The sequence below is a fragment of the Halomonas sp. I5-271120 genome, from assembly GCF_030553075.1.
GTDB classification, from domain to species: domain Bacteria; phylum Pseudomonadota; class Gammaproteobacteria; order Pseudomonadales; family Halomonadaceae; genus Onishia; species Onishia taeanensis_A.
The window spans coordinates 969,346-992,616 of the sequence record NZ_CP130701.1; the positions used below are offsets into that span (position 1 = coordinate 969,346).

General features: G+C 63.4%; 17 protein-coding genes. 3 read left to right on the plus strand and 14 right to left on the minus strand.

What is annotated here, in order from left to right:
- Nucleotides 1-51: 51 nt before the first annotated feature.
- The 7 genes from Q2K57_RS04235 to Q2K57_RS04265 all read right to left on the minus strand — a co-directional run bounded on the left by Q2K57_RS04235 (nucleotide 52) and on the right by Q2K57_RS04265 (nucleotide 9,498).
- Complete coding sequence (locus Q2K57_RS04235; RefSeq protein WP_112053656.1) at nucleotides 52-699, minus strand: sarcosine oxidase subunit gamma; 648 nt, start codon at nucleotides 697-699, stop codon at nucleotides 52-54.
- On the minus strand, nucleotides 692-3,742 hold the full coding sequence (locus Q2K57_RS04240) for a sarcosine oxidase subunit alpha (protein WP_112053657.1): 3,051 nt from the start codon (nucleotides 3,740-3,742) through the stop codon (nucleotides 692-694). The genes Q2K57_RS04235 and Q2K57_RS04240 overlap by 8 nt, the downstream gene beginning before the upstream one ends.
- On the minus strand, nucleotides 3,739-4,107 hold the full coding sequence (locus tag Q2K57_RS04245) for a sarcosine oxidase subunit delta (RefSeq protein WP_112053658.1): 369 nt from the start codon (nucleotides 4,105-4,107) through the stop codon (nucleotides 3,739-3,741). The genes Q2K57_RS04240 and Q2K57_RS04245 overlap by 4 nt, the downstream gene beginning before the upstream one ends.
- A gap of 22 nt (nucleotides 4,108-4,129) precedes the next feature.
- Nucleotides 4,130-5,380 carry a sarcosine oxidase subunit beta family protein gene (locus tag Q2K57_RS04250; RefSeq protein ID WP_112053659.1) on the minus strand — a complete coding sequence of 417 codons (1,251 nt, stop codon included), beginning with the start codon at nucleotides 5,378-5,380 and terminating at the stop codon, nucleotides 4,130-4,132.
- 50 nt (nucleotides 5,381-5,430) lie between these two features.
- Complete coding sequence (glyA, locus tag Q2K57_RS04255; protein WP_112053660.1) at nucleotides 5,431-6,726, minus strand: serine hydroxymethyltransferase; 1,296 nt, start codon at nucleotides 6,724-6,726, stop codon at nucleotides 5,431-5,433.
- A gap of 333 nt (nucleotides 6,727-7,059) precedes the next feature.
- Entirely contained in the window at nucleotides 7,060-8,100 is a 1,041-nt protein-coding gene (locus Q2K57_RS04260) for a GlxA family transcriptional regulator (RefSeq protein WP_112053661.1), read from the minus strand.
- Between the two features lie 291 nt (nucleotides 8,101-8,391).
- On the minus strand, nucleotides 8,392-9,498 hold the full coding sequence (locus Q2K57_RS04265) for a hybrid-cluster NAD(P)-dependent oxidoreductase (RefSeq protein WP_112053662.1): 1,107 nt from the start codon (nucleotides 9,496-9,498) through the stop codon (nucleotides 8,392-8,394).
- Nucleotides 9,499-9,803: 305 nt separating this feature from the next.
- Between Q2K57_RS04265 and Q2K57_RS04270 the strand changes: the two genes are divergently transcribed.
- Complete coding sequence (locus Q2K57_RS04270) at nucleotides 9,804-11,090, plus strand: aromatic ring-hydroxylating dioxygenase subunit alpha (protein ID WP_112053663.1); 1,287 nt, start codon at nucleotides 9,804-9,806, stop codon at nucleotides 11,088-11,090.
- Nucleotides 11,091-11,326: 236 nt separating this feature from the next.
- On the opposite strand, the gene fdhA is transcribed toward Q2K57_RS04270, so the two are convergent.
- Nucleotides 11,327-12,520, minus strand: coding sequence for a formaldehyde dehydrogenase, glutathione-independent (fdhA, locus tag Q2K57_RS04275; protein ID WP_112053664.1), 1,194 nt, complete (start codon nucleotides 12,518-12,520; stop codon nucleotides 11,327-11,329).
- A 244-nt stretch (nucleotides 12,521-12,764) separates the two neighbouring features.
- On the opposite strand from fdhA, the gene Q2K57_RS04280 reads away from it, so the two are divergent.
- Nucleotides 12,765-14,339: a BCCT family transporter gene (locus Q2K57_RS04280; protein WP_112053665.1), complete on the plus strand. Its 1,575-nt coding sequence runs from the start codon at nucleotides 12,765-12,767 to the stop codon at nucleotides 14,337-14,339.
- A gap of 248 nt (nucleotides 14,340-14,587) precedes the next feature.
- Nucleotides 14,588-15,118 carry an invasion associated locus B family protein gene (locus Q2K57_RS04285; protein WP_112053666.1) on the plus strand — a complete coding sequence of 177 codons (531 nt, stop codon included), beginning with the start codon at nucleotides 14,588-14,590 and terminating at the stop codon, nucleotides 15,116-15,118.
- A 216-nt stretch (nucleotides 15,119-15,334) separates the two neighbouring features.
- Here Q2K57_RS04285 and Q2K57_RS04290 read toward each other — a convergent pair whose 3' ends face one another.
- The 6 genes from Q2K57_RS04290 to Q2K57_RS04315 all read right to left on the minus strand — a co-directional run bounded on the left by Q2K57_RS04290 (nucleotide 15,335) and on the right by Q2K57_RS04315 (nucleotide 23,182).
- Nucleotides 15,335-16,138, minus strand: a complete 804-nt coding sequence (locus Q2K57_RS04290; RefSeq protein ID WP_112053667.1) for an electron transfer flavoprotein subunit beta — start codon at nucleotides 16,136-16,138, stop codon at nucleotides 15,335-15,337.
- On the minus strand, nucleotides 16,128-17,408 hold the full coding sequence (locus Q2K57_RS04295; protein WP_112053668.1) for an electron transfer flavoprotein subunit alpha/FixB family protein: 1,281 nt from the start codon (nucleotides 17,406-17,408) through the stop codon (nucleotides 16,128-16,130). The genes Q2K57_RS04290 and Q2K57_RS04295 overlap by 11 nt, the downstream gene beginning before the upstream one ends.
- The gene (locus Q2K57_RS04300) at nucleotides 17,408-19,417 is read right to left on the minus strand and encodes a (Fe-S)-binding protein (RefSeq protein WP_112053669.1); all 2,010 of its coding nucleotides are present in this window, start codon (nucleotides 19,415-19,417) and stop codon (nucleotides 17,408-17,410) included. Before Q2K57_RS04300 ends, Q2K57_RS04295 begins: the two co-directional genes overlap by 1 nt.
- Nucleotides 19,418-19,507: 90 nt before the next feature.
- Nucleotides 19,508-21,580 (minus strand): dimethylglycine demethylation protein DgcA, encoded by a 2,073-nt coding sequence (gene dgcA / locus Q2K57_RS04305; protein ID WP_112053670.1) that lies wholly within the window; start codon nucleotides 21,578-21,580, stop codon nucleotides 19,508-19,510.
- Nucleotides 21,581-21,592: 12 nt separating this feature from the next.
- The gene (locus Q2K57_RS04310) at nucleotides 21,593-22,150 is read right to left on the minus strand and encodes a DUF5943 domain-containing protein (protein ID WP_112053671.1); all 558 of its coding nucleotides are present in this window, start codon (nucleotides 22,148-22,150) and stop codon (nucleotides 21,593-21,595) included.
- 54 nt (nucleotides 22,151-22,204) lie between these two features.
- On the minus strand, nucleotides 22,205-23,182 hold the full coding sequence (locus tag Q2K57_RS04315) for a dipeptidase (RefSeq protein ID WP_112053672.1): 978 nt from the start codon (nucleotides 23,180-23,182) through the stop codon (nucleotides 22,205-22,207).
- Between the last annotated feature and the right edge of the window lie 89 nt (nucleotides 23,183-23,271).

The following is a 23,271-nucleotide window of genomic DNA, read 5'->3' on the forward strand; positions in this document are numbered from 1 at the left end:
AGCAGGCCGGGACGAACCCGGCCTGGAAAAGCAGTCGAGAAGGAAGCTGGCTCAGCGCTCGACGCCGATGCCGAACTCCTCACCAGCGTCGAGCAGCCAACGATAGGTGTAATCGGCGAAGCTACGACGCACCACCAACTCCCAGCGCTCCTCAGAAGGACGACGCAGAATCACCGTGGCCTTGGCAAATACCGTGGTAACCCCCTTGCCTACCGGGAAATGACGCGGATGCACGTCATAGGCCACCGACTTCATTAACACCTCGCGAGCCGCCTCGCCCTCGAGCTCCAGCAGGGTCTGGCCGCCGCTGACGTTGCTGATGGCGAAATGGGCATCACCCAGCGCCTCGCGCAGACGACGCTCGACGTCGAACTCCTCGCCGCCCGGCACGATCAGCAGCCACTCGTCCGGGGACATCCACTGAATCGAGCGCTCACCGGCCTCGTCCTGGACTAGACCCAGGGGTTCGCCGGGTAGGCCCATGCCGAGCACTTCGCGCAGCGCCTCGTCGAGGACGATGGCGCCACCACGCAGCGTCAGCTGCCCCAGAAAGGCACGCTCGCGCAGCGTTACCGTGGTGTCGGCCTTGGCCTTCGGTGCACCCGAGCGATGCATGCTGTAAGCCAGCGGCGACTCGACGGCGATCTCGCTTGCATGTTCAACGCCGGGGCGCGAATCGAACTGTTGTGCGTTAGACATTCTGACGCTCTCCCTTGGGATCGAGGAAGATGGGGCTGACGATTTCGGCCTCGTGGACCTTGCCGTCGGCCATGGGCAGATAGACGGTCTCGCCCATCCTCTGGTGGCCGCCCTTTACCACGGCCAGGGCGAAGCCTGATGCCAGGGTCGGGCTGTAGTAGCTGGAGGTCACGTGACCCTTCATCGGCATCGGAATCGAGTGGTTGGGGTCAAACACGATCTGCGCGCCTTCTTCCAGCACCACCGAAGGATCCTTGGGCTTGAGGCCCACCATTTGCTTACGGTCGGTGCGCTTGGTGTCAGGACGCGTGAGTGCCCGCTTGCCGATCCAGGAATTAGGTTTGTCGTAGCCAATCGCCCAGTGCATGCCCAGGTCTTCCGGGGTCACCGAGCCGTCGGTGTCCTGACCGGCGATGATGAAGCCCTTCTCGGCACGCAGCACGTGCATGGTTTCGGTGCCGTAAGGCGTCAGGCCATACTTGTCGCCGTGGGCGAACAGCTTTTTCCAGACGTGCATCGCGTAGTTGGCCTGGACGTTGATCTCGTAAGCCAGCTCTCCCGTAAAGGAAATGCGGAAGACACGCGCCGGCACGCCAGCCACCTGACCTTCACGCCAGTCCATGAACTTGAAGCTTTCCTTGTCGAGATCGATGTCGGTGAGCTCGGCCATCAGCTTGCGCGCTTCAGGTCCCGTGACGGTCATGGTCGCCCAGTGATCGGTCACGGAGGTGAAGTAGACGTCCAGCTCCGGCCACTCGGTCTGGTGCCAAATCTCGAGCCATTCCAACACGGTGGCGGCGCCGCCGGTGCTGGTGGTCATCAAGAAGTGGTTTTCTGCCAAGCAACTGGTGGTGCCGTCATCGAACACCATGCCGTCGTCTTTGCACATCAAACCATAGCGAACGCGGCCCGGCGCCAGCTTGGCCCACTTGTTGGTGTAGACGCGACCCAGGAACTCACGCGCATCCGGGCCCTGGATGTCGATCTTGCCAAGCGTCGAGGCATCAAGAATCCCGACCTTCTCGCGCACTGCGCTGCACTCACGGGCAACCGCCTCATGCATGGTCTCAAGGCGCTCGCCGTTCTCTGCGCGGCGCTTTTGTGGAAAGTACCAGGGACGCTTCCACTGGCCCACGTCCTCGAACTCGGCGCCATTCTCGACATGCCACTGGTGCATGGCGGTATAGCGTTCGGGATCGAACAACTCGCCGCAGTGACGACCGACGATCGCGCCAAAGCTGACCGGCGTGTAATTGGGACGGAACACCGTCGTACCGACCTCGGGAATCGTGCGTCCCAGGCAGCGTGCAGCGATGGCCATGCCGTTGATATTGCCAAGCTTGCCCTGATCGGTGCCGAAGCCCATCGCGGTATAGCGCTTGACGTGCTCGATGGACTCGAAGCCCTCGCGGGTCGCAAGCTCAATCGCCGCTGCCGAGACATCGTTCTGCATATCGACGAACTGCTTGGGTCCGCGCAGGGTCGACTTCAGATGCGGCACTTGATAGAGCGCCACTGCAGCGCCTTCCCGCCGGTCATCGACCTTGGGCAGACTCGCGCCTTGGCTCTCGAAACCACAGGCCTCGCCCGCGTCGCTGCCGGCTTTGAAGCCGTCTGCGATCACCTGACCGAGCGCATAGACACCGTGTGCAGCACCGGTAGGCGTCATGCCTTTCACCGGTGACGGCACGAAGCCCAGAAGCTCTTCATTCCAGGTCGGCCGGCTGCCGGTATGAGACGCCAAATGCACCACCGGGCTGAAACCACCGGAACTCGCGATGGTGTCGCAGGCAAGCTCTTCGACCGGCCCTGAGACCTTGAAGCCCTCGATATCGATCTCCGCCACCTTGGCCGCGGCGACGCGCTTATCGCCGCGTGCTTCGATCACGGCGCTACCGGCAATGATCTGAATGCCCTTGGCACGCGCCTGTTCGACCAGTTCACCGTCCGGGCTCTGGCGAGCGTCGGCAATCGCCACCACTTCGCGGCCGGCCTCGGCCCAGTCAAGCGCCGAGCGATAACCATCGTCATTGCTGGTAGAGAGCACCAGACGATTGCCCGGCGCCACGCCATAACGGCGGATATAGGTCGACACCGCTCCGGCCAGCATGTTGCCGGGCACGTCATTGCCGGCATAGACCAGCGGACGCTCATGGGCGCCGCTCGCCAGGACGACCTGGCCGGCACGCACCCGGTGCATGCGCGAACGGACCTGGCGACGACCACCAGCACGCGGTGCGAGATCCGCCAGGTGCTCGGTGCAGCGCTCATGCAGCGTCACGAAGTTATGGTCGTGATAGCCGTTAGCGGTGGTGCGCGGCATCAGGGTCACTTGCTCGAGCTCGGACAGCTCCTTGAGCACTTTCTCGACCCAGGTGGTAGCCGGAGCACCGTCGATGCTTTCGCGGGACGACAGCAGCGATCCACCCATTTCTTCCTGCTCATCGACCAGGATCACGCGGGCACCGGCACGACCGGCTGCCAGCGCGGCAGACAGGCCTGCCGGGCCCGCGCCCACCACCAGCACGTCACAGTGCTGGTGACGATGGTCATAGATGTCGGGGTCATTCTCGGTGGGGCTGCGACCCAGACCCGCGGCCTTGCGAATGTACTTCTCATAGGTCAGCCACATGGAGGCCGGCGCCATGAAGGTCTTGTAGTAGAAGCCCGGCGGCATGAACTGGCCACCCAGCTTGCCGACCAGGCCCATCAGGTCGCGCTGAACGTTGGGCCAGCCGTTAGTGCTGCGAGCCGAGAGGTCTTGATAGAGCGCTTGCTGCGTGGCCCGCACATTGGGGACCTGACCCGCTTCGGTGCCGCCCAACTGGACGATGCCATTCGGCTCTTCGGCACCGGCGGCAACGATGCCGCGGGGGCGCGAGTACTTGAAGCTGCGATTGACGATATCGACACCGTTGGCCAGCAGCGCAGAGGCAAGCGTATCGCCGGGATGGCCCTGGTAGCGCTGGCCATTGAAGGTGAAGGTCAGCTGTCGTGAGCGGTCAACGCGACCGCCGGTCTTGAGTCGGTTCGGCTGGCTCATGCCCGGACTCCTTCTTCATGCTTGACCTGAGACGCATTGCGCTCGTTATCGGCTGCTGCAGCGGCTTGCTGGGCCACATAGTTCTCAGCGGTGATCGACGGCTGCTCGCCCATCTTGTAGACCTCGAGGATCTCGTAACTCACGGTGTGGCGCGTGATATTGAAGAACTTGCGGCATCCCACCGCGTGTACCCACAGCTCATGGTGGACACCACGCGGGTTGTCGCGGAAGAACAGATAATCACCCCATTCATCGTCGCTGGTTGACTCCGGGTCCGCCGGGCGGGCGATATGCGCCTGGCCCTTCGGGTGAAATTCCTCTTCCTCGCGGTGCTCACCGCAGTAGGGACAGAAGATATAGAACATGGCAGGTCTCCTCTGCGGTGGATCAGTGGGCGACGCCGGCAGCGCCGTGCTCGTCGATCAACGCGCCGGTATTGAAACGGTCGATGGAGAAGGGCTTGGCGATCGGGTGCATCTCGCCCTTGGCGAGACTGGCCGCGAATACGTGCCCCGAGCCCGGCGTCGCCTTGAAGCCCCCGGTGCCCCAGCCGCAGTTGAAGTACAGTCCCTTGACCTTGGTCTTCGAGAGGATCGGGCAGGCATCGGGACAGGTATCGACGATACCGCCCCACTGACGGTTCATGCGCACCCGCGAGAAGATCGGGAACATCTCGACGATCGCCTGCAGGGTGTGCTCCACGGTCGGGTAGCTGCCGCGCTGCCCATAGCCGTTGTAGCCGTCGATGCCGGCACCGATCACCAGGTCGCCCTTGTCGGACTGGCTGATATAGCCGTGAACGTGGTTCGACATCACCACGGTATCGAGGACCGGCTTGATCGGTTCGGAGACCAGCGCCTGAAGCGGGTGTGATTCCAGTGGCAGCTTGATGCCGGCCATCTTCGCCATCACCCCGGAGTTGCCGGCAGTGACGCAGCCGACGGTCTTGGCTTCGATGTCACCGCGATTGGTGTGCACCCCGTAGACTTGGCCATCGCGAATCTTGAAGCCGGTGACCTCGGTGTTCTGTAAAAGATCGACCCCCAGGGCATCGGCGGCGCGCGCATAGCCCCAGGCCACCGCGTCATGGCGGGCCACGCCAGCGCGCGGCTGCCAGGAGGCCCCCATCACCGGATAGCGAGCATTCTTGGAGCAGTCCATGATCGGCACCAACTCCTGCACGCCCTTGGCGTCAAGCACCTCGCCATCGATGCCGTTGAGGCGGTTGGCGTTGACCCGACGCTGGATGTCACGCATGTCTTGCAGGGTGTGGCCCACGTTCAACACGCCACGCTGGGAGAACATCACGTTGTAGTTGATGTCCTGGGAAAGCCCCTCCCACAGTTTCATGGCGTGCTCATAGAGCGCCGCCGACTCGTCCCACAGGTAGTTGGAACGCACGATGGTGGTGTTGCGGGCAGTATTTCCGCCCCCCAGCCAGCCTTTCTCGATCACCGCGACGTTGGTGATGCCGTGCTCCTTGGCCAGGTAGTAGGCAGTGGCCAGGCCATGGCCACCGCCGCCGACGATGATGACGTCATACGCTTTCTTGGGCGTGGGGTTTCGCCACTGGCGCTGCCAGTTCTCGTGGTGGCTCAGCGCGTGCTTGACCAACCCGAAGCCTGAATATCGTTGCATGGAATCTTCTCCTCGAAGGGGCCCCGCCGCTAAAGCGGCGGGAATCGGGCTCACGCGTAAGCCGTCTCGGCAGCGTCGACGGCTTGGCCATAGACCGGGTGGCGAGCGCACAGCTCGGCCACCTTGCCACGAACCTCGGACTCGGCCTCGGTGGTATCGCCACCTTCGGCCAGGGTGTCGAGCAGGTCGCAAATCCAACCGGCCAAGGCCTCGCAGTCGGCCTGGTCGAAGCCACGGGTGGTCACCGCCGGGGTGCCAATGCGCAGGCCCGAGGTCACGAAGGGACTCTGGGGGTCATTGGGCACGGCGTTCTTATTGACCGTGATGTGGGCGCGGCCCAGAGCGGCATCCGCATCCTTGCCGGTCACCCCCTGCTTGATCAGCGACACCAGGAAGAGATGGTCGTCGGTGCCGCCGGAGACCACGTCGAAGCCGCGCTCGACGAAGACCTTGGCCATGGCCCGAGCGTTGTCGATCACCTCCGCCTGGTAGCGCACGAAGTCCTGGCTCATGGCCTCGCGGAAGGCCACCGCCTTGGCAGCGATGACGTGCATCAGCGGGCCGCCCTGCTGGCCCGGGAACACCGCGCCGTTGAGCTTCTTGTAGAGCGTCTCGTCACCGCTGGCGGAGAGGATCAGGCCACCACGCGGACCGCGCAGGGTCTTGTGGGTGGTAGTGGTCACCACATGGGCATGCGGCAGCGGGCTCGGGTAGTGGCCAGCGGCCACCAGGCCGGCGACATGGGCCATGTCGACCATCAGCCAGGCACCCACGGCGTCGGCGATGTTGCGGAAACGACGCCAGTTGATCACCCGGGAGTAGGCCGAGAAGCCGGCGATGATCAGTTTGGGCTGATGCTCGTGGGCGAGACGCTCTACCTCGTCGTAATCGATCTCGCCAGTGTCCGGGTTCAAGCCGTACTGGACGGCGTTGTAGTACTTACCGGAGAAGTTCGGCGCCGCACCATGGGTCAGGTGCCCACCGTGGGCCAGACTCATGCCCAGCACGGTGTCGCCAGGCGATACCAGAGCCATGAAAGCCGCCGCATTGGCCTGAGCGCCGGAATGGGGCTGGACGTTGGCATAGTTGGCACTGAACAGCGCGCAGGCACGCTCGATGGCCAGACGCTCGACCACGTCGACGTGCTCGCAGCCGCCATAGTAGCGCTTGCCAGGGTAGCCCTCGGCGTATTTGTTGGTCAGCTGGCTCCCCTGGGCCTCCATGACCTGCGGACTCGCGTAGTTCTCCGAGGCGATCAGCTCGATATGGGCTTCCTGGCGAACCACTTCATCGGCAATGGCGGCGGCGATTTGGGGATCGGTCGTTGTAAGGTTATTGGCGTTCATCTCGTCACCCTGGGGATTGGCTTCACAACGTTAAAAAAAAGGAGAACGCGCGGTATTCTGGAAACGACACCGACATCGTCGCGACAGACAAGCTGCCTGATCGCCGGCCCGTCCTGGGCACTGCGCTCTCACTCTGGCTGTCATTGATAGCCAATCACGTGCCCGAAAGATTGAACGTTTGCGACATCTTTCCCATGATGTTCGCGACATAAGCCAGCAACTACATGTTTATAAACATTTTTTACTTTTCGGCATACTTGTATATTTCTCGGCATGCGCGCATAAAAAAAGCCGACGCCCAGGCGTCGGCTCGTTGCCCTTCGACCTCGTTGCCTAAGGGGTCGTCGTCCGCGACTCGATATGCAGGAAGAAGGGATCAACCACGGCTCCATTACCCTCTCCTGCCGCCTTGCGCGCGGCCGACGGCGTGACACCAAAAGCCTCACGGAAGTGCCGCGAGAAGTGGGCGGTATCGGAGAAGCCGCAGCGTTCGCCGATATCGGTGACGCTCTTCGCCGTGTAGTGCAGCAGCCAAAGGCCGTAGCGCAGGCGCAGATCCCGGGCGAACTTGCGGGGGCCAACGCCCAGCGCCTCACGGAAGCGCCGCTCCAGGTTGCGGCGCGAGGTACCGAGCCGCTCGGCCAGGGCATCCACGCCAAGCGGCTCGCCGAGGTGCTGCTCGAGGATGGCAATGGCGCGACGTACCAGCTGGTCGTCAACCTTGTCGAAGACCACCGGCTGGGGCTGGGGATGTTCGCCGCGACGAGCCTCGTCAATGAGCATGATATGCAGGCTCTTCATGGCCCAGGCCTTGCCCAGGTGACGCTCCACCAGGTAGGCGGCCAGATCAGCGGAGGCGACGCCCCCGGCACAGGTAAGCAGGTGCCCGTCATCGATGAACAGGCGGTCGGCGACCGGCTCGATGTCGGGAAATCGCCTCGTCAGGTCGCCATAGTGATACCAACTGACGCAACAGCGCCGGCCGTTCATCAGCCCGGCCTGGATCAGCGCGAAGACGCCAGTGCAGACCCCCACTAGAGGTACACCCGCCTTGGCCGTGCGTTGCAGGTAGGCAATCGCCGTCTCATCAATGACGTCATGCTCGTCCTGGACACCACCGATGACCACGATGTAGTGGAACTCCGCCGGATCGCGAAAGGCCGTGCAGGGAGTGACGGCCGCCCCGCAGCTGGAGATGGCATCTTGCCCGGCGCTGGTCATGAAAACCCAGTGGCAGCGCAACTGGCGGCTGCGATCACCCTCGTCGGCGGCCAAACGCAGGCAATCTACGAAGGCCGCGAAGGGCAGCATGGTGAATCGGCGCAACAGGACGAAGCCGACGGACAGCGGCTCGCCCTCGTGGGAAGGACTCATGGGACCAGTGCTCTTCACTATCGGTGGCGTTGAGATCAGTGTCCGGCAGCCTGAGCCGAGACGCAAAGCCTCCGGTGCGACGATCCGCATGACCTCTGGATCATACCGACCACCCGAGGAAGCGATGCGCCCCTGGCTAGTGGGCTGGGTCTAAGGTGGTCTGGGTCCAGGCACTGGCGATCAACGCAACTCTTTCGAGGCAGTAGCTAGCCGATGACTTACGGCCTGCGCTGTGGGCGGTCCATCCGGCTCGAGACCGCCCGCTAGCAAGGGGCTCGATGGCGGCCATCATCAGTACTCCACCACCACGTCGCCCAGCGGCTTGCTGCAACAGGAGAGAATGTAACCCTCGGCGACGTCCTCGTCAGTGATGCCGCCGTTGTGGTCCATCTCGACCTCACCAGTACTGAGCGGCACCCGGCAGGTGCCGCAGATGCCCATGCCGCAGGCCTTGGGAATGTGCAGCCCCAGCTTGGCGGCGGCCGAGTGGACCGTCTCGCCGGGCTGAATACGCACGCTCTTGCCAGTAGCGCTGAACTCGACGCTGATCATATCGGCGGCATCGAGCTCCTCGGCCTCGGCTTCGGCCATCTCGACGTTCTCAATCACATCTTCCTGGACGTCCAGCGGCGTAGCACCGAATGACTCCTCATGGTAGTGACTCATGTCGAAGCCGTTTTCCTGCAGCAAGTGCTTCACCGCATTCATGTAGGGCGTCGGGCCGCAGCAGAAGATCTCGCGATCCATGAAGTCCGGAGCCATCAGCTCGAGCATCGGCTGACTCAGGTAGCCACGGAAGCCTGCCCAGGCGTCGCCAAGCTCATCGCTGCGCTCGCAGACGATATGCAGTTTGAACTCGGGTATCCGCGAGAAAATATGCTCGAGCTCACGATGATAGATGACGTCACGAGGTGTGCGGGAACTATGCACAAACTGCAGGTCCACGGCGGCATTGGTGTCAAACAGCCAGCGCACCATGGACATCAGAGGGGTGATGCCCACGCCGCCAGATAGCATCAGCACCTTTTCCGCCGGATAGTCGATGATGTTGAAGTTTCCGACCGGGCCGTGCACCGCCAGTTCGTCATTGACCTTGAGGTTGTCATGCAACCAGTTGGAGACGACGCCCCCTGGCATGCGCTTGACGGTGATGGAGAAACTGTAGGGAACCGACGGTGAACTCGAGATGGTGTAAGAACGCATGACGGGCTGATCATCGATCTCAAGCTCCAGGGTCACGAACTGTCCCGGCTTGAAGAAGAACATCACCGGCTGCTCGGCCATGAAGCAGAATGTTCGAGTATCCCAGGTTTCCTGGATCACCTTGACGCAGCGTACCGCATGGCGGCCGTTGGTCCAGGTCTGGGTAGTGACTGGGTTGAGAAAGGACATCGTCATTGTTGTGTCGCCTAGGCTGCAGCATGAAGGCCTCCGACCGCGGTGCCACCGCCTGCCGTTGCACGAATTCTGCGCAGCGCCGACAAACTCGACTTGCCTGTCTACGACATGGGCATGCTCATGACATCCAGGCCCACCCATTTTCGTTTTGCCCCGCGTCGTCGTCGCATCACATCACGTCGTCGGCAGACAACCGCCCCCCGCAGCACTGATCCACACTCGCTTCAGCCCGCAACAGCCGGCCCGGCCCCTATTCCTAACAATTTCAAAGCCGCCTCAGCGGCCCTGCAAGAGGATGTATAGTCATGGATCCTAGGTTCCCCGCTCGTCTGGACGATCCCCTGGCCCCGGCCCGCGAGGCTGCCGTAGAGATGCTGCAGCAGCGACGCCCACAATTCTCGCTGCCGCAACCGTTCTACAACGACGAGCGACTGTTTCAACTGGACATGCAGGAAATCTTCGAGAAGGAATGGCTCTTTGCGGGCATGACCTGCGAAATTCCCAGCAAGGGTAACTACATGACCCTTGAAGTCGGCGATAACCCGGTCGTGATCGTGCGCGGCAACAACGGTGAAGTGCACGCCTTCCACAACGTCTGCCGTCACCGTGGCTCACGCCTGTGCGTCACCAACAAGGGCAAGGTGGCAAAGCTGGTCTGTCCCTATCATCAGTGGACCTACGAGCTGGATGGCCGCCTGCTGTTCGCCGGCAGCGACATGGGCAAGGACTTTGATCTCGCGTCCCACGGCCTGAAGCCGGTTCACGTTCGCACCGGCGGCGGTTACATCTTCGTCAGCCTGGCCGACGAGGCGCCAGAGATCGACGGGTTCCTCGAGAGTCTCGATCACTACTTGGCTCCCTACGACATAGAAAACCTCAAGGTCGCCGCGGAATCCAACATCATCGAAGAGTGCAATTGGAAGCTGGTGATCGAGAACAACCGCGAGTGCTACCACTGCAATGGCGCGCACCCGGAACTGCTCAACTCCCTGCAAGAGTTCGACGACACCGACGACCCTCGCGCCACACCGGCTTACAAGGACCTGGTCGCGCGCAAGCAGGCCGACTGGGACGCCCAGGGCGTGCCTTACAAGCTCACCCGACTCGGTCGTCGTAACCGCTTGACCCGCACGCCGCTGCTCAATGGTGTGGAATCAATGACCATGAACGGCAAGCGGGCCAGCAAGAAGCTGATGGGTAATCTGCAGAGCGCCGACCTGGGATCGCTGCGCATCCTGCACCTGCCCAACTCCTGGAATCACTTCATGGGGGATCACGCTGTCGTTTTCCGCGTCCTGCCACTGGGCCCGCAGAAAACCCTCGTCACCACCAAATGGCTGGTACACAAGGATGCCGCAGAAGGCGTCGACTACGATCCGGCCGAGATGCGTCGCGTATGGGATGCCACCAACGATCAGGACCGCAGACTCGCCGAAGAGAACCAGCGCGGCATCAACTCCAAGAGCTATGAGCCGGGCCCCTACTCAGAGACGTTCGAGTTTGGTGTGATCGACTTTGTCGATTGGTACAGCGAGCGCATGCTCGAGAACCTGGACCATAGCGCACCTCACCTGCACCTGGCCCAGAACTAAGCTTCCGCCTTTTCCACGCACGTCCTCACAAAGGCCCCACCACAAGCGGGGCCTTTGCATTGCAACGTCAGTTGGCAGCGAACTGTCCGTCAACAACGACATCCTGGTGCATTCCCTGCACTAAGCTGCCAGCACCAGAGCCGCTGGGCCGAAGATCTTGTCCGCTCAGAGGCACGACCTACAAAAGACGACGGCGCCCCGCGGGCCGCCGTCGTTGATCTAGCCAGCTAACGCGTTCAGGCCGGCACGCTGCCATGCGGGTCGATGACGAATTTCTTCGCTGCGCCGCCATCGAAGTCAGCGTAGCCCTTGGGCGCCTCGTCCAGCGTGATCATCTGAACATTGATCGCATCTGCGATGTTGACCTTGCCGAACAGGATCGCCTGCATCAGTGGGCGGTGATACTTCATCACCGGGCACTGGCCGGTGTGGAAACTATGCGACTTGGCCCAACCAAGGCCGAAGCGCATGCTCAAGGCGCCCTGCTTGGCCGCCTCGTCTTCGGCACCCGGATCCTCGGTGACGTACAGGCCCGGAATGCCGATTTCACCGCCGGCACGCGTCAGTGACATGGCCGAGTTAAGCACGGTAGCCGGGGCTTCCTTGCCGTGGTTGCAGCCACAGGCATGAGCCTCGAAGCCGACACAGTCGACGAAGGCATCGACTTCACGCTCTCCCAGAATGACTTCGACCTTGTCGGCCATGTCGCCATCCTGGGTCAGGTCGATCGTCTCGCAGCCAAAGCTGCGTGCCTGGGCCAGGCGATCCTCGATCATGTCGCCGACGATGACGCATGCCGCACCCAGCAGCTGGGCAGACACGGCCGCCGCAAGGCCGACCGGACCTGCACCGGCGATGTAGACGGTAGAGCCGGGCCCAACACCCGCGGTCACGCAACCGTGAAAGCCGGTCGGGAAGATATCGGACAGCAGGGTCAGGTCCTTGATCTTATCCATCGCCTGGTCGGCGTCCGGGAACTTCAGCAGGTTGAAGTCGGCATAGGGGACCATGACGTATTCGGTCTGGCCACCGACCCAACCGCCCATGTCGACGTAGCCATAGGCCGCGCCCGGACGTGCCGGATTGACGTTCAGGCAGATGCCGGTCTTGCCCGATTTGCAGTTACGACAGCGGCCACAGGCAATGTTGAACGGGACCGAGACAAGGTCGCCCTGATTGATGAATTCAACGTCCCGTCCGCACTCGACCACGATGCCGGTGATCTCGTGACCCAGCACCAGGCCCGGCTCGGCGGTGGTGCGGCCCCGCACCATATGCTGGTCACTGCCGCAGATATTGGTGGTAACGACCTTGAGGATAACGCCGTGCTCGCACTTGCGATTGCCAAGAGCAAGCTCCGGGTAGGCGATGGATTCGACGGCGACTTCACCCGGGCCTTTATAGACGACTCCGCGGTTGGCTGCACTCATGGCTGGCTTCCTTCAACGTTATTTTTGATTGAGGCGGCGATACCGCCGCTACTCGACGATAGCCCCTTCACTCGGCCGGAATGTTCCCAGCGAGTCACCGCCATGCCTATTCGAGACATCTTCGCCGCCGAAGTGGCAATGCCATATCCCGAGGTCGTTTTCGCGACAGCTCTCCCTGCGGGTCCTGCCAAGAATGTTCGCCGTCGCCGCTAGGCGATGTGACAACAACAATAGAGGACCTCGCATGACGCATGACGACGACCCCATCCTGACCCCCGGGCAGGACAACAAGCAGATACTTGGGCTGGATTTCCACAACCCTGTCTTTCCGGTTTCTGCCCTGGCCATCCTGGCCTTTATTCTCTATGCCTTGATCTACCCTGATCAGTCCAACAGCCAAATGACAGCGGCCCGTGGCTTTGCCATCGAGCACTTCGACTGGCTATTCATGATCGCCGGCAATGTCTTCGTGATCCTGTGCCTGGCGCTGATCGTCTTGCCCTTAGGGCGTATCCGCCTGGGTGGCCCATCTGCTCGTCCCGAGCATTCCACGATCTCCTGGTTCAGTATGCTGTTCGCCGCGGGCATGGGCATCGGCCTGATGTTCTGGAGCGTGGCCGAACCGGTGGCCTACTACACCGACTGGTATGGCACACCGCTGAACGCCGCCCCGGGCACCCCGGAAGGCGCCAGTGCAGCCATCGGCGCCACCATGTTCCACTGGGGCCTACATCCTTGGGCGATCTATGCGGTGGTCGGCCTGTCGCTGGCTTTCTTCGCCTACAACCGGGGACTGCCACTGACCCTGCGCTCGGCCTTCACCCCCTTGTTGGGCCAACATGTACGTGGATGGGTCGGCCACGTGATCGACATTGTCGCGGTGCTGTCGACCATCTTCGGCCTGGCCACCTCGCTGGGCTTCGGCGCGACCCAAGCCGCTGGCGGCCTTAACTACCTGTTCGACGTACCCAACACGCTAGGGACTCAGCTCGCCATCATCGTCGGTGTCACCACCGTGGCGCTGTACTCGGTGTGGCGCGGGATCGACGGCGGGGTGAAGCTGTTCTCCAACATCAACATGGTAATCGCCCTGGTACTTCTGCTATTCGTGGTCTTCACCGGTTCCACGCTGCTGTTCGTCAACGGCCTGTGGGACACCAGCGTGGCCTACCTGACGCATATCCTGCCGCTGTCCAACTGGATCGGTCGCGAGGACCAGACCTGGTTCCACGGCTGGACGGTGTTCTACTGGGCTTGGTGGATCTCCTGGTCACCCTTCGTCGGCATGTTCATCGCCAGGGTCTCTCGGGGACGCACCGTGCGCGAGTTCCTGATGGCGGTGCTGCTGGTGCCGACACTGGTCACCATCGTTTGGATGACCGCCTTTGGCGGCAACGCTCTTGCCCAGTCAGCGAATGGCGTCGGTGAATTGGCCAACGGCATCGGCGAGGTCTCGCTGGCGATGTTCCAGATGCTCGAGCAGCTGCCGCTGACGACCCTCACCTCGACCATGGCCATCATTCTGGTACTGGTGTTCTTCATCACCTCGTCCGACTCCGGGTCGCTGGTGATCGACAGCATCACCGCCGGGGGCAAAATCGATGCCCCTCGCAGCCAGCGGGTCTTCTGGGCCACCCTGGAGGGTGTAATCGCCGGCATCCTGCTCTACGGCGGTGGTGACAAGGCCCTGGGCGCCCTTCAGGCCGGCGCCGTGACCACCGGCCTTCCCTTTACCTTCATCCTGCTGGTGATGTGCGTGGGCTTGGTCAAGAGCCTGAGGGAAGAGCATCGCAGCCTGTCGCGAGCTGCCACCGCCTGACCTTCGTCTCGCCCAGTGACATGCTGCCCCCGGCCGGTGCCGGGGGCAGCGTCGTTTTCACCACCGTCCCGCCGTGCGACGCCTGTATGTCAGGGAAAATTCATCCGGGACTCGACCTCAAAGGCTCGACTGGGCATGGTAGTAACCACGGCGCCGAGCGCAGCCTTGGTTAGCCGCCGTACACGTCGGACGCAGCTAGCTGCTGAATACTCATCCTCATGATCACCGACACCAAGGAGGTATCCCCAATGTCGTCCTTTTGCACCCGCCTGTGCATGACAGGCCTGCTGTCGCTTCTGGCCCTGGCCCCCAACGCTTTCGCCCAGCAAACGACATCTGGCCAAGCCCCCGCCGATATCACCACCGAGCAATTCAATGACTGGCAGGTGGTCTGTCCTAGCGACAGCAGCCAGGGCAACTGCACCATGAACCAGGTGATCAGTAATGCGGATAGCAGCCAGCCCTTGATGCGCGTCGTGGTCGCTTACCCGCCGCAGCTCGAGGGCAGCCCAGCGATGACCTTTCTGACGCCGCTAGGCGTGCGCCTCGCTCCCGGCCTGCAGTTGAGTGCGGGAAGCGCCCAGCCCGCCAAGTTCCCCTACCAGGTGTGCCTGGAACAGGGGTGTCGCGCCGACCTGCCACTGGAACCGGCGATGTTCCAGGCGCTGCGCTCCGGCAGCAACGCGACGCTGAGCCTGGTCGGCCCACGCGGTAACCGCATGGACCTGGATATTTCCCTGATGGGCTTCACCGATGCCAGCCAGCGCATCGCCCCCTGACGGTTAACTCCCTGTCATCAACGATAAGCACCGGCAACAAGCACCCAAGCAAAAAACCCCGGCACAAAAGGCCGGGGCTTTTTGTTGTCGGGGCTTTGACTCAGTGGCACCTTAACCAAACGACGCTACAGGATGGGACCAGCGCCCGTTCACGCGGCGAACGCGGCACCGGCGGCCGAGTGTCGTCTGCCAGTGCCCATCGCATGAGGTGTCTGCCTAGCGCAGCACACCTTCTTCCTTCAGCAGCTTGAAGACCGCCTCGGCGCCCTGCTCGGCGGTGACGTCGGTAAGCACCTGTCCCCCACCCCCTTCGGCCTTGGCAGCGGCGGCCTTGAAGCGGTCGCGGGCCGAAGCGGCCTTGACGATCTTCAAGCGCTTGGGCCGCTTGCGCGCTGGCTTGAAATGCCACTCAGCCATATCGACGTCGACCGCCACCGGTGCCTCGCTCACCTCCAGTCGACCCCGCTGCGCGGGGCCGAAGGCGCTCTGGCGCGGCGCCGGTGCGGCGGCATCGACGGTCACGATAGCCGGCAGGCGTACCTTGAGCCGCCGTCGCTGGCCTCGCGGCAGCGCCTGCAGCACCGTGGCGACACCCTCGGAGACGCCTTCCACGGCCGCCAGGCCACTGACCAACGGCCAACCCAGGCGTTCGGCCAGCAAGTAAGGCAGCAGACCCGAACCCTCGCCCTGCTCGGCCCGCTCGCCGGTTATCACCAACTGCGGCGGTGCCGCATTCAGGGCGTCGGCCAAGGCAGGAAGTACATCGCTGTTCTCGGGCTGCTCGATCAGGGTCAGGGCATCGAAGCCCATTCCCAGGTAGCCGCGCAGCGCTGCCTCGTTGCCTTCATCCAGCCTGCCGGCATGGAGCAATCCGATCTCGGCAGCGGGCAAGGTACGCGCCAATTCCACCCCACGAGCATCCTGGTCGGCGCGCCGGCTACGGCCGGTTAGCGGATGGCGCCCCACGGAGACCAGCACGGTCACCGCGAGCCCCTCTTTTTCGTGAGTCTCAGGCCGCATTGCGCTTCTCCTCCCTTGCCTGCTCCACCAAGGCGACCAGGGCCTCGAGCACCTTCGCCGAGTCGCCGATGACCGCCAGATCGGCCCGCTTGATCATATCGCAGCCGGGATCCATGTTGATGGCCACCACCTTGTCGCAGCTCTGTATGCCCTGGAGATGCTGAATAGCCCCGCTGATGCCCACCGCCACGTAGACGCGAGCGGTGACCCAGGTGCCGGTGGCGCCGACCTGGCGGTTGCGGGCCATGAAGCCGTCATCCACCGCCACGCGGGAAGCCCCTTCGGTGGCTCCCAGCACCTCGGCGGCATGATGGAAACCGTCCCAGTCACGCACGCCGTTACCGGCAGAGAGAATAAACTCGGCCTCGGACAGCGCCACACCCGCCGGATCCACCGCCACTTGGCCAAGATCCTCGATGCGCGAAAGTTGGGCGGGCAGCGCCTGGGGCAGCGTCAGCTCACTGGCCGCATGGCGAGTCTCGCTGATCGGCTCGGCACACTCGGCCAGCGCCAGCGCGAAGCGCGGTAGCGGTCGCTGAATGTCCAGGGTGCCGGCTGCCCCACGAGCGGTACAGCTCCAGCCGAGATCGGCCTCGGCGTTGGCCTCTATCTGCCACACGCCTGTGGCCGGGCGCTCGCCAAGGCGTGCCGCCAGGCGGCGCCCCAGGTCGGCACCGCCGAGTTTGGAATCCGGTATCAGCCAGTGGCGTGGGGTCCAGGCTTCCTCCACGGCGACCAGGGCGCCGAGCCGGGCCTCGGGGACGAAGCCTTCGACATCGGGACCCTCAAGGTGCAGCAGGCGGTCGATGCCCGCCTCTTCGAAGCCGTCTTCCTTATGCTCACCGAAGATGACGGCCAACACCGCGCCGGGCGTCGCCGGATCGGCATCGGCCAGCTGACGGGCCAGGCCCAACAGATCTCGGTCATGCCCGGTCAGGCGCCCGCCGACCATATCCGGCACCACCGCCACCAGGAAGGCCGGCGACTCGATCTCGACCAGCAGCTTGCTCTGGGCGGCCGCCTTGGCGGCCCGGCCGCCACCAGCGCCCTGCTGGACGCCGCTGCGATCGATACGCTTGAGGCCATTGGGGCCCATGAAACCCACGACATGAGGATTCCTGCGCACCAGGCCATGGGGCCCGACCCACTCGCTGGCACCCCCTTGGCCGGCACTTCTGCCAAGTTCAGCCAGCGCCTCCAGATGCTGCGGATGCAGCCGGTTACGGGCAATCCATTCCTTGCGGGGGTCTCGACGTAAGATCTCGCTCATCACAGCACCTCCGCGGCCTGAGACTCTTGTGTCTGGGAGCGGTCGCCGGTGCTCGCCGGTGTCGCTATCAGCGCATCGGCCACGAGCTCAGCGATATCGCGGACCTCGGCGCTAGCGTCAACCACACCTTCGAGCATGGCAGTACACTGCGGGCAACCCACCGCCACCAGCTCGGCACCCGTCTCGCGGACGTCGCCCATGCGCATGTCGGGAATACGCTGCTTGCCGGGAATGTCGGTGATCGGCGCTCCACCGCCACCACCGCAGCAGCGCGAGCGGAACCCGGAGCGTTCCATCTCGGCGACCTCGATACCCAGCGCGCGCAGCACGTTGCGCGGCGCTTCGAACTCGCCGTTATAGCGGCCGAGATAGCAGGGATCGTGATAGGTCACGCTACCGCCCTTCCAGGGCTTGAAGTGCAGACGACCGGCATCGTAAAGCTCGGCGATATAGGTGCTGTGGTGACGCACCTCGTACTGGGCCGGCATTCCGGGGGTCCCCAGCTCGCCGTACTCGTTGCCGAGCACGTGGAAGCTGTGCGGGTCGCAGGTGACGATGCGCTGGAAGCGGTACTTCGACAGGGTGGCGATGTTGCGCTTCGCCAGACTCTGGAAGGTCGCTTCGTCGCCCAGGCGGCGGGCCACATCGCCGCTATCACGCTCCTCGTTGCCGAGTACCGCGAAGTCGACGTCGGCGGCGCGCAGCACCTTGACCAAGGCGCGCAAGGTGCGCTGGTTGCGCATGTCGTAGGCGCCGTCACCCAACCACAGCAGCACGTCGGCCTGCTGACGATCCCGCATCAGCGGCAGCTCCAGGTCGGCGGCCCAGTGCATCCGCGCGCCGGGATCGAAGCCGCCGGGATTGTCGGTGGCGATCAGGTTATCGAGCACCTCGGCCCCCTTGTTGGGGGTATTGCCGTGCTCCAGCGTCAGGAAGCGGCGCATGTCGACGATGGCATCGACATGCTCGATCATCATCGGGCACTCCTCGACGCAGGCGCGGCAGGTGGTGCACGACCACAGCGTCTCGGCATCCACCAGGGCCTGGCCCTGACGCGCCACGATGGGGCCATCGGGACTGCCCCGATGCTCACCCACAGGCTTGCCCCCAAGCCCTTCTGAAGGGTGAGGGCTGCCGGCATAGTGGGCGTCGCTGCCGCCGGCCATGCCGACCACCATGTCCTGAATCAGTTTCTTGGGGTTGAGCGGCTGGCCGGCGGCGAAGGCAGGACACACGGCCTCGCAGCGACCGCACTGCACGCAGGCATCGAAGCCGAGCAGCTGATTCCAGGTGAAATCGCTGGGCGTCTCCACACCGAGCGGGGCGTCATGATCATCGAGGTTCAGCGCCTTGAGACCGGTGGATCGATTGCCCTCGCCCCCTTTCGTGGAAAACCGTTCGGCGCGGCGATGGAAGGCCAGATGCAGGGCCCCGGCGAAGGCATGCTTCATCGGCCCGCCCCAGGTCATGCCGAAGACCACCTCGCCCAGGCCCCAGACCAGCACGGCACTCAACAACAGCGCCAGGACCCAGCTACCGAAATCCTCTGGTAGAAGCCCCACACTGGGCAGGGTGATAGCGAAGGTGCTCATTGAGAAGGCCATCAGACTCTTGGGCAGACGCATCCACGGGCCCTTGGAGAGCCGGGCCGGCGGATTACGGCGGCGGCGAGCCACGAAGCAGCTGCCAACGAACATGGTGGCACTGGCGGCGAGCAGCAACCAGCCGAGCACGCCTTCGGCCAGGCCAAGCCCGTGCACCAGCACCATCAGCACGGCCGCGGCAACGAAGCCGCCGGCGGTGGCCACGTGCGTGTTGGACATCACCTTGTCGCGGGCGACCACGTGGTGAAGGTCCACCAGATAGCGCCGCGGCATGGCGGCGAGCCCCTTGAGCAGGTCGACCGGGGCGGAGCGTCCCTGGCGCCACAGGCGTATACGCCGCCAGGCGCCAATCACCGCCAGCGCCAGGGAAGCGGCGATCAGGATCGGCAGGAGGGTATCGAGCATCTCGGCTCACCTCGCAATCTTGGAATTGTTGGGCGGCCCGGCCATCGCAGACCGGGCCGCTGAGGGCGTCAAATGCTGCTCGGCGCGGGCTTAAAAGTCCTTGCAGAGACGCAGCGCATCGTAGATCGCCGCATGGGTGTTACGCGGCGCGGTGCAGTCACCGAGGCGGAACAGCAGCGGTTCATCACCCTCCTCGCTCAAGCAAGGCTGCGGCTTGATGGCGTAAAGGGCCTCGAGATCCACCTGCCCCTTGTTGCGGGACCGATCCTTGAGCGCGTAGTAGAGCGCCTCGTCGGGGCGTACGCCGTTTTCGACCACGACCTGGTCGACCACGCGCTCCTCCTGGGTGCCGGTGTACTCGTTCTCGAGCACCGCGACCAGCGAATCGCCCTCCCGGTAAACCTTGTGGAGCATCATGTCGGAGGTCATGATCACCTCCTTCTTATAGAGGCTGCGGTAATAGGTCGGGAAGGTCGTACCGCCTACCGCCGCACCGGGCTTGATATCATCGGTGACGATCTCGACCTTGGCCCCTTTATCGGCCAGGTAATCCGCCGCCGACATGCCCGAAAACTCGCACAGCGCATCGTAAATCAGCACGTTCTTGCCCGGCTCGACCTTGCCGTTGAGGATATCCCAGGTGCTGACCACCAGGCTCTCCTCGGCGTTTTCCGAATAGCCCCACTCCTCGTGCTGCTCGAGGTAGGGCCGACCACCCGTGGCCAGCACCACGATGTCCGGACGCAAATCGAGGATAGTCGCCTCGTCGGCACGCGTGCCCAGACGCTGGTCGACCTTGAGGCGGTCCAATTCGAGCTGGAACCAGCGCGTGATGCCGGCAATCTGGTCGCGCTGGGGGGCCTTGGAGGCGATGGTGATCTGCCCGCCCAGCTGGTCTGACGCCTCGAACAGGGTCACCTCGTGGCCCCGCTCGGCGGCCACACGAGCCGCCTCCATGCCACCGGGACCACCGCCGACCACCACGACCTTGCGCTTCTTGCCTTCGGTCTGCTCGATGATGTGCGGCAGGCCCATGTACTCGCGGGAGGTCGCGGCGTTCTGGATGCACAGCACGTCCAGGCCCTGGTACTGGCGGTCGATGCAGTAGTTGGCGCCCACGCATTGCTTGATCTGGTCGACCTGGTCCATCTTGATCTTGGCGATCAGGTGCGGATCGGCGATATGGGCTCGGGTCATGCCGACCAGGTCTACATAACCGCCCTCGAGGATACGCTCGGCCTGGTTGGGATCCTTGATGTTCTGGGCGTGGATGACCGGCGCCTTGACCACTTCCTTGACGCCCGCTGCCAGGTGCAGGAAGGGCTCCGGCGGATAGGCCATGTTGGGGATGACGTTGGCCAGGGTGTCGTGCGTATCGCAGCCCGACCCCACCACGCCGAAGAAGTCCACCTTGCCGGTGGCATCGTAGTAGGCGGCGATCTGCTTCATGTCCTCATGAGACAGGCCGTCCGGATGGAACTCGTCACCGCAGATACGCATGCCCACCACGAAGTCGTCGCCGACTTCGGCGCGCACGGCCTTGAGCACTTCCATACCGAAGCGCATGCGGTTCTCGAAGCTGCCACCCCACTGGTCGGTCCGCTTGTTGACCCGCGGGCTCCAGAACTGGTCGATCAGGTGCTGGTGCACGGCGGACAGCTCGACGCCATCGAGGCCGCCTTCCTTCGCCCGGCGCGCGGCCTGGGCGAAGTCGCCGATGATGCGCCAGATCTCCTCCTCCTCGATGGTCTTGCAGGTCGAGCGGTGAACAGGCTCGCGAATACCGGAGGGCGAGACCAGGGTCGGCCAGTCGAAGCCGTCCCAGCGGGAGCGGCGCCCCATATGGGTAATCTGGATCATGATCTTACCGCCGTGTTTGTGCACCGCGTCGGCGAGATTCTGAAAGTGTGGGATGATCCGGTCGGTGGACAGGTTCACCGAACTCCACCAGCCCTGGGGGCTGTCGATGGAGACCACAGAGGAGCCGCCGCAGATGCACAGCCCGCAGCCGCCCTTGGCCTTTTCCTCGTAGTACTTGACGTAGCGGTCGGTGGTCATGCCGCCATCGGTGGCATGCACCTCGGCGTGGGCGGTGCTGACCACGCGGTTACGGATGGTCAGGTTGCCGATCTGGATCGGCTGGAAGATCGCGTCGAATGCCATGGAAAAACCTCCTCAGCCCTGCGGATTGTCGTCGAGAGTGTCGAGCGGACGGGTCACGAAGATCCCGACGTCGCAGCCTTCCTCGGCGCCGCTCTGCGTTTGTTCGGCGACGGTGCGCAAGTCGCTTCCACGCGCGGCAAGAATCTGATCCATGGCACCGGCGAACCAGCCGGTGAACATGTATTCGATCTTCCGGCCGACCTTGCCCATCTGGTAGACGAAGGCGCTGTGCTCAAGGCGCACGCGGCAGGTGCCGGCGTCGAGGTCGATGGCATCAACGATGAAGAGTCCCCAGCCGCGCTGGGAGAGGCGCTTCATGTAGTGTTCGAAGACGTCCACACCCTTGAGACCGTGGCACTCGGCCTCTTTCTCGCACCAGTGCCAGGCGCTCTTGTAGCCGGCCGCGTAGAGAATCTCGGCATACTTCTCCGCGCCCAGCGCCTCTTCCACGGCGATGTGGTTGTTGATGAAGAAGTGACGCGGCACATACAGCATGGGCAGGGCGTCGGTGGTCCAGACACCGGTGTCGGCATCCACTTCAATGGGCAGTTCGGGGGCCATCTTGGTCACGGTGGGCTCGCTTACGTTGTTGTTGGTCTCGAATCTATTGGATGGCGGCGCCGTTCAGGCGCCCCACACGTCCTTGAGGGTGCGTACCCAGTTCTCGCCCATGATCTTGCACACCTGATGCTCACTCATGCCGCGCCGCAACAGCGCCTCGGTGAGGTTCGGAAACTCGCCGATGGTGCGGATCCCTTCGGGATTGATGATCTTGCCAAAGCGTGTCAGGCGACGGGCATAGCCCTTGTCGTGAGTCAGCCACTCGAAGAAGTCATGACCGTGGCCCTGTGTGAAGTCGGTGCCGATGCCGATGGCATCTTCGCCCACGATGTTCATCACGTACTCGATGGCCTCGACATAGTCGTCGACGGTGGCGTCGACGCCGGCACGCAGGAAGGGGGTAAACATGGTCACGCCGACGAAGCCGCCGTGCTCGGCGATGAAGCGCAGTTCGGCGTCGGACTTGTTGCGCGGATGCTCCTTGAGCCCCGACGGCAAGCAGTGCGAGTAGCAGACCGGCTTTTCGGAGGCCTCGATGACCTCGCGGGAGGTGGTTTCGCCAACGTGAGAGAGATCGCACATGATGCCGACCCGGTTCATCTCGGCGACCACCTCGTGACCGAAGCCGGACAGGCCGCCGTCACGCTCATAGCAGCCGGTACCCACCAGGTTCTGGGTGTTGTAGCACATCTGCACAATGCCCACGCCGAGCTGCTTGAAGATCTCGATATAGCCAAGCTGGTCCTCGAAGGCATGGGCGTTCTGAAAACCGTAGATGACGCCGGTCTTGCCCTCTTGCTTGGCCCTGGCGATGTCGGCGGTGGTGCGCACCGGAAGCACCAGATCCGAGCACTCGGCCATCAGGGCATTGGACTTGACGATGTTATCGACGGTGGCCTGGAAGCCTTCCCAAACGGACACGGTGCAGTTGGCCGCGGTGAGGCCCCCCTTGCGCATGTCCTCGAACAGCTCACGGTTCCATTTGGCGATAACGAGACCATCGATGACGATGGCGTCCTGATGCAGCTCTTGGGGGGTCATGACGAGGCTCCGGAATAATGCGTGAACTTGCCGGCAGCATATCCCCCGGCACACCGGGTTCGGCGCCTGGAAGCGACCGAGAAAATTCC